This is a genomic window from Rhizobium sp. R86522 (assembly GCF_042466255.1).
In the GTDB taxonomy this organism is placed as follows: Bacteria; Pseudomonadota; Alphaproteobacteria; order Rhizobiales; family Rhizobiaceae; genus Allorhizobium.
In genome coordinates this window covers 885,014-900,684 of sequence record NZ_JAXHBX010000001.1, presented here as the reverse complement: position 1 = coordinate 900,684, position 15,671 = coordinate 885,014, and the positions used below count along the sequence as shown (strand labels likewise).

The 15,671-nt window shown below is 62.6% G+C and carries 12 protein-coding genes and 1 pseudogene; 4 read left to right on the top strand and 9 right to left on the bottom strand.

Translation table 11 applies throughout. From position 1 onward, the window contains the following. Positions 1–48 precede the first annotated feature (48 nt). A complete protein-coding gene (locus SJY08_RS04230) occupies positions 49–1,152 on the top strand; it encodes a saccharopine dehydrogenase C-terminal domain-containing protein (protein ID WP_377274799.1) in 1,104 nt (367 codons plus the stop codon). Between the two features lie 251 nt (positions 1,153–1,403). Further along, positions 1,404–2,780, top strand: coding sequence for a putative bifunctional diguanylate cyclase/phosphodiesterase (locus SJY08_RS04225; RefSeq protein ID WP_377274798.1), 1,377 nt, complete (start codon positions 1,404–1,406; stop codon positions 2,778–2,780). A 17-nt stretch (positions 2,781–2,797) separates the two neighbouring features. On the opposite strand, the gene SJY08_RS04220 is transcribed toward SJY08_RS04225, so the two are convergent. The 3 genes from SJY08_RS04220 to SJY08_RS04210 all read right to left on the bottom strand — a co-directional run bounded on the left by SJY08_RS04220 (position 2,798) and on the right by SJY08_RS04210 (position 7,630). Continuing rightward, positions 2,798–4,237 (bottom strand): coniferyl aldehyde dehydrogenase, encoded by a 1,440-nt coding sequence (locus tag SJY08_RS04220; RefSeq protein WP_377274797.1) that lies wholly within the window; start codon positions 4,235–4,237, stop codon positions 2,798–2,800. Positions 4,238–4,408: 171 nt separating this feature from the next. Further along, positions 4,409–6,970: an FAD-dependent oxidoreductase gene (locus SJY08_RS04215; protein ID WP_377274796.1), complete on the bottom strand. Its 2,562-nt coding sequence runs from the start codon at positions 6,968–6,970 to the stop codon at positions 4,409–4,411. Positions 6,971–7,198: 228 nt separating this feature from the next. Next, positions 7,199–7,630, bottom strand: coding sequence for a pyridoxamine 5'-phosphate oxidase family protein (locus SJY08_RS04210; RefSeq protein WP_377274795.1), 432 nt, complete (start codon positions 7,628–7,630; stop codon positions 7,199–7,201). A gap of 238 nt (positions 7,631–7,868) precedes the next feature. Here SJY08_RS04210 and SJY08_RS04205 point away from each other — a divergent pair, with 238 nt between their 5' ends. Continuing rightward, a complete protein-coding gene (locus SJY08_RS04205) occupies positions 7,869–8,402 on the top strand; it encodes a DUF992 domain-containing protein (RefSeq protein WP_377274794.1) in 534 nt (177 codons plus the stop codon). A 91-nt stretch (positions 8,403–8,493) separates the two neighbouring features. Here SJY08_RS04205 and SJY08_RS04200 read toward each other — a convergent pair whose 3' ends face one another. After that, positions 8,494–9,957, bottom strand: a complete 1,464-nt coding sequence (locus SJY08_RS04200) for a YdiU family protein (protein WP_377274793.1) — start codon at positions 9,955–9,957, stop codon at positions 8,494–8,496. Positions 9,958–10,439: 482 nt separating this feature from the next. Between SJY08_RS04200 and SJY08_RS04195 the strand changes: the two genes are divergently transcribed. After that, positions 10,440–10,943: a hypothetical protein gene (locus SJY08_RS04195; RefSeq protein ID WP_377274792.1), complete on the top strand. Its 504-nt coding sequence runs from the start codon at positions 10,440–10,442 to the stop codon at positions 10,941–10,943. Positions 10,944–11,067: 124 nt separating this feature from the next. Here SJY08_RS04195 and SJY08_RS04190 read toward each other — a convergent pair whose 3' ends face one another. The 5 genes and pseudogenes from SJY08_RS04190 to SJY08_RS04170 form a co-directional block, all read right to left on the bottom strand. After that, positions 11,068–11,349: a hypothetical protein gene (locus tag SJY08_RS04190; RefSeq protein WP_377274791.1), complete on the bottom strand. Its 282-nt coding sequence runs from the start codon at positions 11,347–11,349 to the stop codon at positions 11,068–11,070. Then, on the bottom strand, positions 11,346–11,696 hold the full coding sequence (locus SJY08_RS04185; RefSeq protein WP_377274790.1) for a hypothetical protein: 351 nt from the start codon (positions 11,694–11,696) through the stop codon (positions 11,346–11,348). The genes SJY08_RS04190 and SJY08_RS04185 overlap by 4 nt, the downstream gene beginning before the upstream one ends. Positions 11,697–11,772: 76 nt before the next feature. Continuing rightward, positions 11,773–12,237 carry a preQ(1) synthase gene (gene queF, locus SJY08_RS04180; protein ID WP_377274789.1) on the bottom strand — a complete coding sequence of 155 codons (465 nt, stop codon included), beginning with the start codon at positions 12,235–12,237 and terminating at the stop codon, positions 11,773–11,775. Positions 12,238–12,255: 18 nt separating this feature from the next. Then, a complete protein-coding gene (locus tag SJY08_RS04175; RefSeq protein ID WP_054148489.1) occupies positions 12,256–13,164 on the bottom strand; it encodes a cation diffusion facilitator family transporter in 909 nt (302 codons plus the stop codon). A gap of 205 nt (positions 13,165–13,369) precedes the next feature. Next, positions 13,370–15,631: pseudogene (locus SJY08_RS04170) on the bottom strand (TonB-dependent receptor). Between the last annotated feature and the right edge of the window lie 40 nt (positions 15,632–15,671).

Genomic DNA, 15,671 nt, shown 5'->3' with positions numbered 1-15,671 from the left:
AATGACATCTCGTCCGAATTGCGGACATCAGGCATGCGAGGGGCAACCATGAAGAACATTACCATCATCGGCGCGGGCAAGATCGGCGGCGCAATTGCCCGGATGCTCGCTGAAACCGGCGACTACGCGGTCACAGTCGCGGACCGCAGCGCCGAACAGCTGACAAAGCTCGATGCACATACGACCGTGAAGACGCTCGAACTCGACATATCAGACGCGAACGCACTCGACGCGGCCCTTTCCGGCCAGTTCGCCGTCCTCTCCGCCGCTCCCTTCCACCTGACCGGCGCAATCGCCGAAAGTGCCGCACGCACCGCGACGCATTACCTCGACCTAACGGAAGACGTGGCGACGACCCGCAAGGTGGAAGAGCTCGCCCGCGGCGCACGCTCCGCCTTCATTCCGCAATGCGGCCTTGCCCCCGGTTTCATCTCGATCGTCGCCAACGACCTGACCAAGCATTTCGACACGCTGGATACGGTCCGCATGCGCGTCGGCGCCCTGCCGCAATATCCGTCCAACGCGCTGAACTACAATCTCACCTGGTCGACCGACGGGCTGATCAACGAATACATCGAGCCCTGCGAGGCGATCGTCGAAGGCAAGCTGACTGTCGTGCCGGCCATGGAAGAGCGCGAGGAATTCTCGCTCGACGGCGTCACCTACGAGGCCTTCAACACCTCCGGCGGTCTCGGCACGCTGGCCAAGACGCTCGAAGGCCGGGTGCGCACGATGAACTACCGCACGATCCGGTATCCCGGCCACCAGGCGATCATCAAGGCACTGCTCAACGACTTCAACCTGAAGAACCGCCGCGACGTGCTGAAGGACCTCTTCGAAAACGCCCTGCCGGCCACCATGCAGGACGTGGTTGTCGTCTTCGTCACGGTCTGCGGCTGGAAGGATGGCCGTTACCTGCAGGAAACCTATGCCAACAAGGTCTATGCCGGCGTGGTGGCTGCCAAGAAGATGAGCGCCATCCAGATCACCACGGCTGCGGGCATCTGCACCGTGCTTGACCTGCTCGCCGACGGCACCCTGCCCCAGGCAGGCTTCGTCCGCCAGGAAGAGATCGACCTTCCCGCCTTCCTCGCCAACCGTTTTGGCCGCGTCTACGATCCAGAGGTCATGAAGGTCGCCAAGGCGGGCTGAACAATCCTGCTGAATAGTCTCCGGGGGGAGGTTGGACCGTTAAGGTCCAAAGGGGCGGTTCATCGGCAGATGGGCCGCCCCGCACCTTCTACGGCCCGACAGGCTTCGCAACGAACAGAAAGACTTGATGATCGAGATACATGGTTTCTTTAGTGGGCTAAGTTAGGGTATTCTGAATTTCAGCCTCCGGACGCACTTGGATCACCGTGCCAGAGAGGCCTAACCGGGGCCCCGAAGGGACGATTTGGCGAATGATGTTCGGCAAGGCCAATCAGGAGGACAAGGCGGATCGTGTCATCCGGGTCTATCAGACCGTGACGCTTGCCGTGGGTGGCGTCGCGCTGTTCTGGTCGCTGATATTTCTGGTCAAGGGCTACACCTTGCTGGCGCTGGCCGAGTTCTTTCCGGTGATCGCCGCCCTTGTCTGCTTCGCGCTCGTCACCCGCCGCCGGCTCGATCTCTTCCTCCTTGTCGCGCAGATCAGCTTTCTCATTTTTGTCATCGGCTTTTGCCTGATGTTCGACGTACCGCAGAATGGCGCGCCGCGCGTGACGCATCTTTTCCTGCCTGTGCTCGGCATGCTCGCCTACATCAATTATCTGCGCCGACCATCCCGTCTCCAGCTTTCGGTGATCGCCGCAAGCCTCGTCTCCTTCGTCGTCCTGCATGCGGCCGATCTGAGGCTCCCCTTTGCCCAGCCGGTTCCCCCGGATCTGCACCGCATCGGCGTCTGGCTCAATCCGACCATGGCCGCCCTCATCTTCTGCACTGCCATTTACGCCGTGCAGCAACGGCTCTCGGCGCCAGGCGGCATCGCCCGAGATCTGGTGGCAGCCCTCCGGCATGGCGAGCTCAGCCTCGCCTACCAACCGCAGGTCGATGCGAAGGGCGAGATCATGGGTGCTGAAGCCCTGCTGCGCTGGCACCACCCAGCCAAGGGCCCGATACCGCCGTCCACCTTCATCCCAGCCGCCGAAGAAGTCGGACTGATGCCGCTCGTCGGCAATTTCGTGCTCGAAGAGGCCTTGGCGACACTTGGTCGCTGGCAGGCCGATCCGAGGCTCGGGCGCCTCACCCTTTCGGTCAATGTCAGCGCCAGCCAGTTCAACGAGGGCGATTTCGAAACCACGCTGCGGGACTTGCTCGCCCGCCACCGCATCGATCCCACACGTCTGAGGCTTGAACTCACCGAAAGCGTCTTGATCGCCGGGCTCGAACCCGTCGCGGAGAAAATGGTGTCCCTGAAGAGTCTCGGGCTCACTTTCTCGCTCGACGATTTCGGCACCGGCTTTTCCTCGCTGGCCTATCTGCGCCGCCTGCCAGTGAGCGAGCTCAAGATCGACCGCAGCTTTGTCGCAGCCGTCGCCGAAAACGACCGCGATGCCGCCCTCGTCCGCTCGATCAGGGCGATCGCCACCGATCTCGGCCTCGAAACCGTGGCCGAAGGGGTGGAAACCCCGGCCCAGCTCGCCTTTCTCGAGACGACCGGCTGCCGGTTCTTCCAGGGCTATCTCTTCGGGCGGCCTATGCCGCTCGCCGATTTCGAGCTCGCGGTGCGGGCCCCGAAGCCGAAGCCGAAGCCGGCGCTTGCCCCCGAACGGTCGTCCCCCCGCCTTGCTGCCGGCTGACCGACAAGCCTGATCAGTCAGCCGAAGCGCCCGAGCAGTTTCAGCATCCATTGCGCCATCCGCCCATAAGGCGGATAGAGGAACTTCACGCCAGAGATCGCCGACTGCTTCAGCACCGGCTTCTCCTTGCTGAGCGCCAGGAACCCCGCTTCGCCGTGATAGGCGCCGTAGCCGGAAGCGCCCACGCCGCCGAAGGGCAAATCGTCCTGGGCGAGATGCAGGATCGTGTCGTTGACAGTGACGCCACCGGCAATCGTGCCGGCCAAGACCCGCTCCTGCGCCGCCTTGTCCTCGCCGAACCAGTAGAGTGCCAGCGGCCGGTCGCGGTGGTTGATATAGGCGATCGCCTCGTCCAGCGTGTCATAGGCAACGATCGGCAGGATCGGCCCGAAGATCTCTTCCTGCATCACGGCGGTCTCGTCCGGCGCACCGATTACCGCGACCGGCGAAAACACGCGGGCGTCAGGATCATGCGGACCGGCAAGCTCGACCACCTCGGCGCCCTTCTCCCGCGCTTCCTCGACGAGCCGGGAGAGCCGCGCAAAATGCCTTGGGCTGATGATCGAGGTGTAATCGGCATTGCCGGGCAGGCCGGGATATTGCCTGTTAACCTCCGCCTTCACGGCGGTGAGGAAATCCTGGACCCGCTCGCGCGGCACCAGCGCATAATCGGGCGCCACACAGGTCTGGCCGGAATTCAGAAGCTTGCCCCAGACGAGACGCGGCACGGCCTTGTCGAACTGCACGGAGAGATCGAGGATGGCGGGCGACTTGCCGCCGAGCTCGAGGGTAACAGGCGTCAGGTTCTTCGCCGCTGCTTCCGCCACCTTGCGACCGACGGCGGTCGAGCCGGTAAAGATCAGATGGTCGAAGGGTGCAGCGGTAAAGGCGGTCGCTACATCCGGCCCGCCTGTCACGACAGCCACCTCGTCCTCGGAGAACGTCTCGGAGATGGCTTTTGCCAGCACCTCGGAAAAGGCAGGCGTCAACTCGGACGGCTTCAGGATCGCCCGATTGCCGGCCGCAAGGGCGCCGACCAAGGGCGACAGCATCAGATTGAGCGGATAGTTCCAGGGGGCGACGATCCCGACCACGCCAAGCGGCTGGCGCAGGATCACCGCCGATGCCGGCTTACCGGTCCAGGCAAGCGAAACGCGACGCGGCCGCATCCAGCGTTTCAGATGTTTGCGCCCATGGCGGATCGCGGCCCGCACCGGCACGATGTCGGTGAGCGTGGTAACGACGGCGGGCCGATTGCCGAAATCCTCAGAAATCGCCGCGGCAAAACGCTCCTGCCAGGCCTCGATCATCCGGTCGAGCCGCACTAGCCGATCGTCGCGGGTGGCAAGGCTGGGCGTAACATCCGTCGCCCAGGCCGCCTTCTGGACGGCAAGCAGGGACGCGATACGCGCGGCGGGATCCGCGATCTCTGCTTTCGGCGATACCTGTCCGTCCATGGCGGTTTCCTCTCGTTCTTCTTCTCTCTCAAGATGGGCAGCCTACGCCCATTTGTTCAAGGGAGAACAAATGATTTTTGAGTCCTGCTCTCCCACATGGGGGGAGAGGGACGAAAAAACCCGCCGGTCTCCCAACCGACGGGTCCATTCCCCACTGAGCGGACCGCCGTATCAACTCCGCGGCTTCAAGTTCTCCGGATCATACAGCGGCTTATACCCCACTGCCGCAACCTCGACCGGGAAGCTCTCGGCGAAATACTCCACGTTCAGCTTGCGCCCGACTTCGCAATACTCCGCCGGCAGATAGGCGAGTGCGATGTTCTTGCCGATGGTCGGGCCAAAGGCCACCGACGTCGTGTAGGAGCGGCGGCCAAGCGCGTCGATCAGCACTTCGCCGGTCGCGGGGTCCATCACCGGCATGGAGCCGACGGGGTAGCGGGCGGTGCCTGACTTGTCGACATTGTCGGTCATCACGAGCGTGCAGAGCATGGCGGGCTGCTTGTCGCGGGCCTTGTATTCGAGATGTTTGGCCTTGCCGCGGAAATCGGCTTCCTTGACCTTCGGGCGGGCAAGATCCGCTTCGATCAGGTTGTATTGAGTCAGCAGGTCGGCGTTCTGCAGGCGCAGGCTCTTTTCCATGCGGCGGGAGTTTGCATAGGTCTCCACGCCGAAGGCCATGACGCCGGTTGCGCGCAGCGCATCCCAGACGGCAAGGCCGTCTTCGTATTTCATGTGCAGTTCCCAGCCCTGCTCGCCGACATAGGAGATGCGGAAGGCGGTGACCGGCTTGCCGGCAATCTCGATCTGCTTGATCGCGGCGAAGGGGAAGTTTTCGGGGTCGAGACCGGCAGGATCGGCGACGGCCTTTTTCAGCGTCACGCGGGCATTCGGACCCCAGATGCCGATGGTGATGTATTTTTCCGAGGTGTCGGTGATGGTAACATCGAGGCCGCGATCTTGCGCCACGCGCTTCATGTAGTGGAAGTCGCGCGGGCCGGCATCGGCCCCGTTGACCAGGCGGCAGCGGTCGGCGAGACGGAAGACGGTGAAGTCGGCGCGCACCATGCCCTCGTCGTCGAGGAAGTGGGTGTAGATGCCCTTGCCGATATTGGCGTCGCCGCCGATCTTGGCGGCGCAGAGCCATTCCAAGAGCTCGACATGGTCAGGGCCTTCGATGTCGACCATGTGGAAGTGGGAGAGGTTGACGATGCCGCAATCCTCGCTCATCGCCAGATGTTCGGCATTCGAAACGCGCCAGAAGTGTCTGTTATCCCATTCGTTTTCACGAACCGGCACGCGGTCGCCATATTTCTCCAGCAGGTGCTCGTTGGCGGCATAGCCGTGTGCACGCTCCCAGCCGCCAAGCTCCATGAAATAGCCGCCGAGCTCGACTTCGCGCTCATACATCGGCGAGCGCTTGGCGCCGCGACCGGATGCATAGGGTTCGCGGGTGTGAACCGCGGGGAAATAGATCTTCTGGGCGGCCTCGTAGCAGCGGCCGGCGATGAAGTCTTCAGTCAGCTGGTGCGGATAGAAACGGGCGTAATCGATCGAGTTGTGGTCGATTTCCGTACGACCATCCGTCATCCAGTCGGCGATCAACTTGCCGTAACCCGGGCCGTCCTTGACCCAGATGGCGACGCAGTACCAGAGGCCGCGCACCTTCTGGCTTTCGCCGCAGGACGGGCCGCCGGCAGCGGAGACCTGCAGGAGGCCGTTGAACGAATGGCTCTCGTTATAGCCGAGTTCGCCGAGGATCGGGGTGAGCTCCATGGCGCGCTCGAGCGGCTCGATGATCTGCTCCATGTCGAGGTCGCGCTGCGAGGGCGAGAGGCGCGCCTCGTGCTTTTCGAGGAGCTCGCGCGGATGGCACATGCGCGGATTGTGCTGCTCGTAATAACCCCATTCGATTTGGCCGCCTTCAGACGTCTTCGGGTCGCCGGTGTCGCGCATATAGGCGGAATTGCCCTGGTCGCGCAGCAGCGGATAGCCGATATCCTTGCCGGTGCCTTCGAACTCGTTATAGGGACCGAAGAAGGTGAGCGGATGGTCGACCGGCATGACGGGCAGGTCTTCGCCGACCATTTCGGCAATCAGGCGGCCCCAGAGGCCGGCGCAGACCACGACGTGATCGGCCATGATCGTACCGCGATGGGTGACGACGCCCTTGATGCGGCCGCCCTCGACGATCAGCGACTGGGCCGGCGTATTGCCGAACATCTGAAGCTTGCCGGACTTTTCAGCCGCATCGACGAGCTTGCCGGCAACCGTCTGGCTGCGCGGAATGACGAGGCCGGCATCGGGATCGAACATGCCGCCCATCACCTGGTCTTCCTCGATCAGCGGGAAGAGCTTCTTGATTTCCGCGGGCGACACGTAATGGGCGCGGGTGCCGAAGGCCTTGGCGGAGGAGAGCTTGCGCTTGATCTCTTCCATCCAGATGTCATCGCCGGTGCGGGCGACTTCCAGACCGCCGATGCGGGCGTAGTGGCCCATCTTCTCGAAGAAATCGATCGAATACTGGGTGGTCCAGACCGAGAGATAGTCGTGGGAGGTGGTGTAGCAGAAGTCCGAGGCATGCGCGGTCGAGCCGATATCGGTCGGAATGCCCGACTTGTCGATGCCGACGATATCGTCCCAGCCGCGCTCGATGAGATGATGCGCGATCGACGCGCCGACGATGCCGCCTAGACCGATGATGACGACTTTCGCCTTGGTCGGAAACTCTGCCATAGCCTTGTGAACCCTGATGTCTGGGAGTGGATGATGTAGTGCCGATCTTAAGAGGCGGGCAAAGACAATTGCAGCCTGTCTGCGACATTCTGCAAGAGACGCACGACCCGTTTGCACTGCAAAATCCGTCTGATCGCGGCGGGATGGGCAGAGAGGATGTCGCGTCGGGAACGAGAAGGAGTGCCGACTACAGTCGACGCCCCATCTCGCAGCTGACGGACCTGGAGATCAGACGCGGATGACGCCATCGTCCTCGCCATCCCAATACTGGATGGTCTCTGCATGCACCTTGATCATCACCAGGCCGGGCGTGTCGATACCTTCAGGGAACCAGCGATCGAGATCCTTGGTCCAGTGGGCCTCGAAGACGGCCTTGTCGGCAATCAGGCTGCCGCGCCCGGAGACGGCGACGAAGATGCCAGGCTTGCCGAGCAGGCTGGGCGGCGCAGTGAAGGTGAGCGACACGGTCGGATCGGCGGTCAGTTCACGGATCTTGCGGGTGTCGGTATAGGAGAAGAAGTAGCTGTCGCCGTCATAGTCGACATCGCCGTTATTGCTCATCGGCCGACTGGCGATGGCGCCGAATTCGGACTTGGTGATCATCATGCAGAAGTCGATCTTCTGCATCTTCTTGGCGAGGTCGGGAAGGGTGAGTGTCATGGGAGGCCTCCGGCTTGGGTGTCCGGGACAAGCGCCGAACGGGGCGAATGTTCCGGCAAGGGAAGCCCGGCGCGACGTCGTTTCCCCTTGGGCCGATAAGCCGGTGGATCGCCACCTTGCCGCCTATCTTCAGCCTCAGTTGGATCAATCTTTGCCGATAGGCGTTGTTCCACGCTGCCCGAGAAGCCGAAAACGGCCAACCTCCCCGCCGGCAGCAGAACATGGAAGGAGAAATCCCATGAAGAAATTCGTTACGCTCACCCTCGCCGCCCTCCCCGTATTCACCTCGGCCGGCATTACCGCCGCCGCAGACATGACCGGCGCGGCCCCTGCCCCCATCGCCATCGAAAGCGACCGTGTCGGCGGTGTCCGTATCGGCTACCTGGATTGCCAGATCGGCGGCGGCTTCGGCTATGTCCTCGGCTCTGCCAAAACAGCCGATTGTGCCTTTACCTCCGTGATCGACGGCGAGCCGCTCGACACCTATTCCGGCTCGATCAAGAAGTTCGGCGTCGACCTCGGCTTCACCACCCAGAGCCGCGTGATCTGGGCCGTCTTCGCCCCGACCGCCGGTTACCACAAGGGCTCGCTCGGCGGCCTTTATGGCGGCGCGACCGCAGAAGCGACCGTCGGCGCCGGCATCGGTGCCAATGTGCTGTTCGGCGGCACCTCCGGCTCGATCCACCTGCAGCCCGTCAGCATTTCCGGCCAGATCGGCCTGAACATCGCAGCAACCGGCACCTCGATGACGCTGCAGCCGTCGGCAATCTGATCGGCCGCATCCGTCACAGAATTGAAAAGGCGCCTCGCATGGGGCGCCTTTTTTTTCGTGCTGCGCGTCAGTCGCCGCCGTGAGGACCAACTCAGGTCCCGCAGAAGGTTCGCGTGACCCGCTCCTCTGGCGTCGGCGGGACACGCAGATCTGCCGCATCGGGATCCTCGACATAAGGCGTGGCAAGCGCCTCGACCAGCCGGTGGAAGAAGGAGAAGTCGCCGTAGACGGCAGCGGCGATGGCCTCTTCGATCCGGTGGTTGCGGGCGATCAGCGCCGGATTGACCGCTTCCATCGCAGCCTGCCGCTCGGCGGCGGTGCGATCATCATCGATGCGGGCCCGCCAGCGGGTGAGCCAGTCGGACAGGCCCGACTGTGGCACGATGAAGACATCGGTGAACGTCTCGACGGCCGCCCCGCCAGCGACCTTCGAAAGGGTGCGGAAGGTCAGCGTGAAATCGGCCTCGCCCTGATGCATCAGTTCGAGGAAGTCGGTGATCAGCAGCCGATCGTCCGGCCCCTCGCCCGCCAGACCGAGCTTGGACTTGAAGAGCGCGAGCCACGCATCCTGGAAGACGTCGCCGAAGGCCTTGAGAACACCGTTCGCCGCCTCGATCGCCTTCTCCTCATCCGCATCGAGCAGCGGCAACAGGCATTCGGCAAGCCGGGCTATGTTCCACTGACCGATCCCGGGCTGGTTGGCATAGGCATAGCGGCCGCGCTGGTCGATCGAGGAGAACACCTTGCGCGGATCGTATTCATCGAGGAAGGCGCAAGGGCCGAAATCGATGGTCTCGCCCGAGATCGCCATGTTGTCGGTGTTCATCACTCCGTGGATGAAGCCGATCGACAGCCAACGGGCGATCAACCGCGCCTGCCGTTCGGCGACCAGTGTCAGCATGGCAAGGTAGGGATTTTCAGCGTCGCGCGCCTCGGGATAGTGGCGGTCGATCACGTGATCTGCGAGAGTCTGGACCGCCGCCTCGTCGCCTTGCGCTGCAAAGAACTGGAAGGTTCCGACCCGGACATGGCTTGCCGCGACGCGGGTGAAAACCGCACCGGGCATCATGGTCTCGCGGACGACCTGTTCACCCGTCGAAACCGCGGCGAGTGCCCGGGTGGCCGGCACGCCGAGCGCGGCGAAAGCTTCCGAGACGATGTATTCGCGTAAGACCGGGCCAAGAGCCGCCATGCCATCGCCATTGCGCGAGAAGGCAGTCGGCCCCGAACCCTTGAGCTGGATGTCTCGCCGCCTGCCCGCACGGTCGATCACTTCGCCGAGCAGCAGGGCACGGCCATCACCGAGCTGTGGATTGAAATGGCCGAACTGATGACCGGCATAGGCCTGGGCGAGCGGCTCGGCGCCAACCGGAATGATCTGCCCGCCAAAGACCTGCGCAAGCCGCCCCTCGTCGGCGTCAGCGACATCGAGGCCGAGCTCATCGGCCAAGTCCTTGTTGAAGCGGATCAGCTTCGGAGCGGACGCGGCAGCGGGTCTGGCCGGCCGGTGGAAGGTCTGCGGCAGGCGGGCATAACTGTTGTCGAAGGAAAACAAGATGGCACTCCTTGTCCGCGAAGGAGCGGACATGTGGTTGGCTTTCCTCTGATATGGGACTACCCTGTCACGAGACAAGCCGAACCGCGGCTCAGCCCGCGGGTTCTGACCGGGGCGCTGCCGGTCTTTCCGCGGAGAGCGGTGCCGGTGGGAAGGAGCGGCGCGTTCAGGCCGAGAAAGGGCTCGGCCCAGGCCGGCAAGCCGCCAACCGCCGGGACCAAGCGAAAACGGCCGGATAGTCGATGGACTGCAGCCCCGCAACGTCCCCGCGACGTGATTGAAGGGCAGAACACTCGCCATGCGAAAATCGGCATAGAAGAGGCAGCTGTCGGGGAAAACGCAGGCGGTCCAGCCCCATCAGTCAACACGACCAGGATTGGACCAGAGCTTCTGCCCGACAGGCCACCACTCCATCTTGCGGGCCATGCCCCCGACGCAGTACGACTGAAGACCTCACCACGCACCCGTCTTGCGAGAACCAAATGCGCCCCGCCCGAAACCTGATCGCCGCTTTTCTTCTGCCGCTTACGCTGCTTGCCGGCTGCACGACGACGGAGGATGCCAATCGCGCCCTGCAGTCGCGCTGGATCGGCCAGCCTGTCGAGCGCTTCTTTGCAGCCTATGGTCCGCCGGAGAGCGAATATCCGCTGTCATCCGGCAAGATCTATACTTGGCGTGGCGGCGACAAGACACGCTACATCCCGCCGACGTATTCAAGCCCGGAACCGGACCGCACCATCGTGCGCACGGAAACCCGCAGCGACGGATCCGGCCAGACGGTCGTGACCCAGACACGCGTGATGACCCGTGATCCCTTCTGGGAACCCGAGATGATCACGCCGCCGCAGTATCAGCAGCTCTTCTGTGAGTTGCAGATCAACAGTGACGCCTCGGGCGCAATCACCAGTATCCGTGCCAGCAACGACACCGATGGCGACGGCTTCAGCCTGTCGCGTTGCGCGGAAGTGCTGGGCGTGGAGAAGTGAAGACGCGCGTGCGTCTTCAAAGGATCGAGTGGAATTATTGAACACAAACAACTGAAAGGCCTGACTGTCGTGTCATGGCGAACGGCGCCGCAGCGGCGCCACTCCTGATGCAGTCGGAAAGGGCTCAATTGGCCGAGGCGACCACTGTCGTCTCGGCCCGATCGTCCTGGGACGCCTTGGGCAGATAGACGTCGCAGGCGCCCTTGTGCCCGGTCAATTCCTTGACGAGATAATAGGTTGCATCGGCGAGTGTCCAGCGAACCGCGGCCTGCAGGCCTTCCTGTGACTTCGTGCCGATCTTGATGTCGAACAATTCGTCGGAGAAGAAGCGGAAGACGGAGGCGAAGACTTCGCGCCCGACGGCCTGCTTCGAATAGGACTTGGCCCTGACGATGCGCGGCCTCATTCCGGCGGATCGGTGACGAAGGGCATGATATCGACGCCATCACCGGGAAAAACGGTGAGATGCGGATGATCTTCAAAAAGCCTGGCTGCCGCCTCTGCCGTTTCCACCTCGACGATCAGATAGCCGCAGATCCCATTTGTCGCCGGGGCAATGCCCTCTTTGGTGACGCGCATGGTTTTGCCAACCATGCCGCCTCGATTGACGATGGCGGCAGCGTTGCGCTCCTCCCAGGCCATCCACTTCGGAATGCCCTCGGCATCGATCGCATCCTGCTCGGCCTTGGGCAGGTTGCGAAAACGCGCGAAGTCCTCGTGCTTCATCGTATAGACGGCAAGAAACTTTGGCATTAACGGCCTCCGATCCGGATGCAACGGGCCGGAGGCTAGCGCTTCGGGCGCGGGAAGTCATCCGAAGCGCTTGAGATCAACCGCGTCCGCGATAGGTGGCGACGCCCTGTTCGGGGAGCCAGACGCCTTTTGGCGGCTCGCCGGTCTGCCAGAAGACATCGATCGGGATGCCGCCGCGCGGATACCAGTAGGCACCGATGCGGAGCCACTTGGGATCCAGAAGTTCGACGATGCGCTTGGCGATATAAACCGAGCAATCCTCGTGGAAGGCACCGTGATTGCGGAAGGCGAAGAGGAACAGCTTCAGCGACTTCGATTCCACCAGCCAGTCGCCGGGAATGTAGTCGATGACGATATGGGCAAAATCCGGCTGGCCGGTCATCGGGCAGAGCGAGGTGAATTCGGGTGCAGTGAAGCGCACGACATAGTCAGTGCCGGCATTGCCGTTCGGCACGCGCTCGAGAACGGCCGTCTCGGGGCTCGCTGGTGCATCGACGCTCTGGCCGAGCTGGGTCAGCCCTGAAGTATCGGTCTTGCTCATGATAGGATCCTTTGAATTTTAGCGCCCGAGTTCGATGCCGGCGCCATGCGCCATCTCGTTTTCGGGTTCAACGTGAATGGTGACGCGCGTGCCGGGCACGGCCTTATGCACGGCCATTTCCAGCCGGTCACAGATCACATGGGCGTCGCGCACGCTCATCTTCGAGGGCACGACCAGATCGAAGGCGACGAAGGTTGCAGCCCCTGCCCGGCGCGAGCGCAGGTAATGGACGCCCAGCGACCCTTCCGAATTCTCCTTGATCGCCTGCCGGATCGCCTCGGCTTCCTCGGGAGAGACGGCGACATCCATCAGCCCGGCGACGGATTGCGCGATCACCTTCCAGCCCTGCCAGATGATGTTGAGCGCAACAAGGATCGCAAGCACCGGATCAAGGATTGCATAGCCGGTCGCCAGCACCAGCAGGAGACCGATGATCACCCCGACGGAGGTGACAACGTCCGACATGATGTGCTGGCCATCGGCCGACAGCGCCGGCGAGCGGTGGCTTCTGCCAACGCGGATCAGGAGCGTTGCCCATGCGGCATTGATGACGGCGGCAAGGCCGTTGATCGCGAGCCCGAGGAAGGGTGCGTCGGGCAAGGTCGGGTTCTGAAGGGCCGGGATCGCTTCGCGGATGATGAGCAGTGCCGCCACCACGATCAGCACACCCTCGAGAACGGCCGAGAGATATTCCGCCTTATGGTGGCCATAGGGATGATCGTCATCCGCCGGCTTCTGCGCATAGCGGATGACGAAATAGGCAAGGAAGGCGGCAATCACGTTGACGGTCGATTCCAGCGCATCGGACAGCAGCGCGACCGAACCCGTCACCCACCAGGCGCAAAGCTTCAGCCCCATGACCCCGAAGGCGAGCGGAATGCCGAAGAGCGCGAGCCGCCGAACGAAAGCGTTGTTGTCAGCCACCATGGCCTTTTCCCTGCAGATGCGAGTGAATTGCAGACGCAATTCCAGAAACGACAAAACCGCCCGGCAAAGCGGGCGGTTCGTTGAAGTGTGAGCGTAATGCCGAAGGGTTGAGGAAAGGTCAAGGCAGGAGATGCTCTCTGCACAGAACCGGAAGGCCGCACCGTGAATGGCCCGGCCAATTCCTTCGTCAGGATGTTATCAACGCTTAGAAATCAAAGGAGGCGGAGAGCATGAATGTCCGGGGCGCGCCGGCCGCGAGGAAACCACGCGCGGACGATGCCCAGTAGTTCTCGTTGAAGACGTTCTCGACATTCGCCCGGATTTCGATCGGCTTGCCGTTCTCGCGTTCGAACTTGTAGCGCGCACCGAGATCAACGCGGGTCCAGCCATCGACCTTCTGGGTGTTCGCCTGGTCGTAGAAGGTACTGCCACTATAGACGAGCCGACCGGTGAGCGTCAGGTTCTCGATCGATGGCAGGTCATACTCGCCGTAAAGGCTGACCATCGTCTTCGGTACCCCCGGCGCATCCTTGCCGTCGAAGGCGCCATTCCGGGTTCTTGCCAGCTCAGTATCGAGGAAGGTGACACCACCCAGAAGCCGCAAGCCGTCGATCGGCTCGCCGAAGGCTGACAGTTCGACACCACGGTTTACCTGCAGACCGTCAACCGAATAGATGTTCGTGGCTGCCGTGGTATAGCCGCTGGCCTAAGGGATCTCAAACAGGGCGGCGGTAAACGCAACACTGCCAAGATCGTATTTGAAGCCGATTTCCTTCTGCTCGTTGACGAAGGGCTGGAACACCTCGTTGGCATTGGCAGCGGCGGCCGGGGCAATCGCCCCTTCTGTCAGCGCCTCGACATAGTTGGCATAGAGCGAGAGGCCGTCCATCAGGCGCAGATTGGCGGCGACGGCCGGGCTGAACCGCGCTTCGTCATAGTAGTAGTTCTGCACGCCAACCGTCCCGCGATCGGGCCGGGTGTTGAAGCCCCTCTGGCGCATTTCCTGGTAGCGGCCGCCGAGCGTGACCTCGAGACGTTCGTCGAAGAAGCCCAGGGTGTCCGAAAACGCGACACTGGTGGACAAGAGGTCGGCAAACAGCGGCAGGTTGTCCGATGTCGGCAGATTGAGATTGCTCACGGCGCTAGCGGGCAGATAACTCGGATTGTAGATGTTCATCGAATAGGACCCGGGCAGCCCGAGTGCACCGGGTGCAAAGCCGCCACGGTAGTTCTCGTTGAGGCTCTTCTGCACCGAGAGATTGACCTTGTGGTTGACCGGGCCTGTCTCGAACTCTGAACGGATGCCGATTTCCCCGGAATAGCCGTCGATCTGCTGCGGCTGGATCGCAAGCTCAGAGGTCGCATTGCCGTTCGCATTGTTGATCGTATAGGACGACGTCAGGAAGTCCTCGCGATAGCGGCTGGCGCCCACGGCAGCATAAAGCGTCGTGTTGTCGAGCAGATCATATTCGACACGGGCAGCCGCCATGCTGTGGGTGCTGTCGTGATACTCAAACGGGCTTGCCGTGTTGATGCGGCCATCGGGAGCATCCGGGATCGCAATGCCGGAGGCTGCCGCATTGAAAAGCGATGTCGGTGCATCGATCTGCTGGTCGGAATGACTGAGATCGAGCGAGGCGCGCACGTCTTCACCCTCGTAGTCGAGACCGAGCGAGGCAACGCCGACCTTGATCTCGTTGCTGTCCATGGCGGTATCGCCGAAGCGATAAGAGCCATTGGCGCGAATACCCCATTCGCCGGCCGCGCCGTAGCGGCGACCGACGTCGAGATGGTTCCAGAACTGACCATCGCTGATATAGGTGGTTGTCAGGCGGGTCAGCGGCTCGTCGCCGGCGCGCTTGGGGATGAGATTGACGGTACCGCCGACACGGCCGATGCCGCCGTTGACGAAGGCAGTCGGCCCCTTGAGAACCTCGACCCGCTCGATGCCTTCAAGGTAGCTGCGACGCGGATTGGCGATATAGGGCAGCCCGTCATAGAGCACGTCCAGATTGACCACCGAGAAACCGCGAATGAAGAAGGAATCGCGTTCGCTGAACGCAGGCGCATCCGAGCGCACGGAGGGGTCGTTGAGCGTGATGTCGGCGACCGTGCGCGCCTGCTGGTCGCGGATCAGCTTTGCCGTATAGGCCGTGATGCTGAACGGCGTTTCCATGATTGAACGATTGCCGAGCGAACCGAGGCGCGCCCCCTTGGCCACGTGGTTACCGGCATAGGCTTCCGGCGGCTGGCCGACCGTTCCCGTGGCTGGCGGCTGGCCTTCGGCCGTCGTCGTCACCACGATCGGCGCAAGCCTCGTATCACCGTTCTCGTTAGCGCCGTCTTCGCTGGTCGCATCCTGGCCATGCGCCGAAACGACCGAGATCGCCAGAAGCGAAACGCCTGCAACAATGCTCCGCCTGCTCGCCTTCAGGCTTCGCGTATGAGTTCCCCTCGACATGTGCATAAAAAGTCCCCTGTTACCAATACACGATCAGCAGCGTCTA

Bases quoted from the DNA above. Each gene is read 5' to 3' on its own strand.
- SJY08_RS04230 (WP_377274799.1), top strand. From the start codon at position 49: ATGAAGAACATTACCATCATCGGCGCGGGCAAGATCGGCGGCGCAATT.
- SJY08_RS04225 (WP_377274798.1), top strand. From the start codon at position 1,404: ATGATGTTCGGCAAGGCCAATCAGGAGGACAAGGCGGATCGTGTCATC.
- SJY08_RS04220 (WP_377274797.1), bottom strand. From the start codon at position 4,237: ATGGACGGACAGGTATCGCCGAAAGCAGAGATCGCGGATCCCGCCGCG.
- SJY08_RS04215 (WP_377274796.1), bottom strand. From the start codon at position 6,970: ATGGCAGAGTTTCCGACCAAGGCGAAAGTCGTCATCATCGGTCTAGGC.
- SJY08_RS04210 (WP_377274795.1), bottom strand. From the start codon at position 7,630: ATGACACTCACCCTTCCCGACCTCGCCAAGAAGATGCAGAAGATCGAC.
- SJY08_RS04205 (WP_377274794.1), top strand. From the start codon at position 7,869: ATGAAGAAATTCGTTACGCTCACCCTCGCCGCCCTCCCCGTATTCACC.
- SJY08_RS04195 (WP_377274792.1), top strand. From the start codon at position 10,440: ATGCGCCCCGCCCGAAACCTGATCGCCGCTTTTCTTCTGCCGCTTACG.
- SJY08_RS04190 (WP_377274791.1), bottom strand. From the start codon at position 11,349: ATGAGGCCGCGCATCGTCAGGGCCAAGTCCTATTCGAAGCAGGCCGTC.
- SJY08_RS04185 (WP_377274790.1), bottom strand. From the start codon at position 11,696: ATGCCAAAGTTTCTTGCCGTCTATACGATGAAGCACGAGGACTTCGCG.
- queF (WP_377274789.1), bottom strand. From the start codon at position 12,237: ATGAGCAAGACCGATACTTCAGGGCTGACCCAGCTCGGCCAGAGCGTC.
- SJY08_RS04175 (WP_054148489.1), bottom strand. From the start codon at position 13,164: ATGGTGGCTGACAACAACGCTTTCGTTCGGCGGCTCGCGCTCTTCGGC.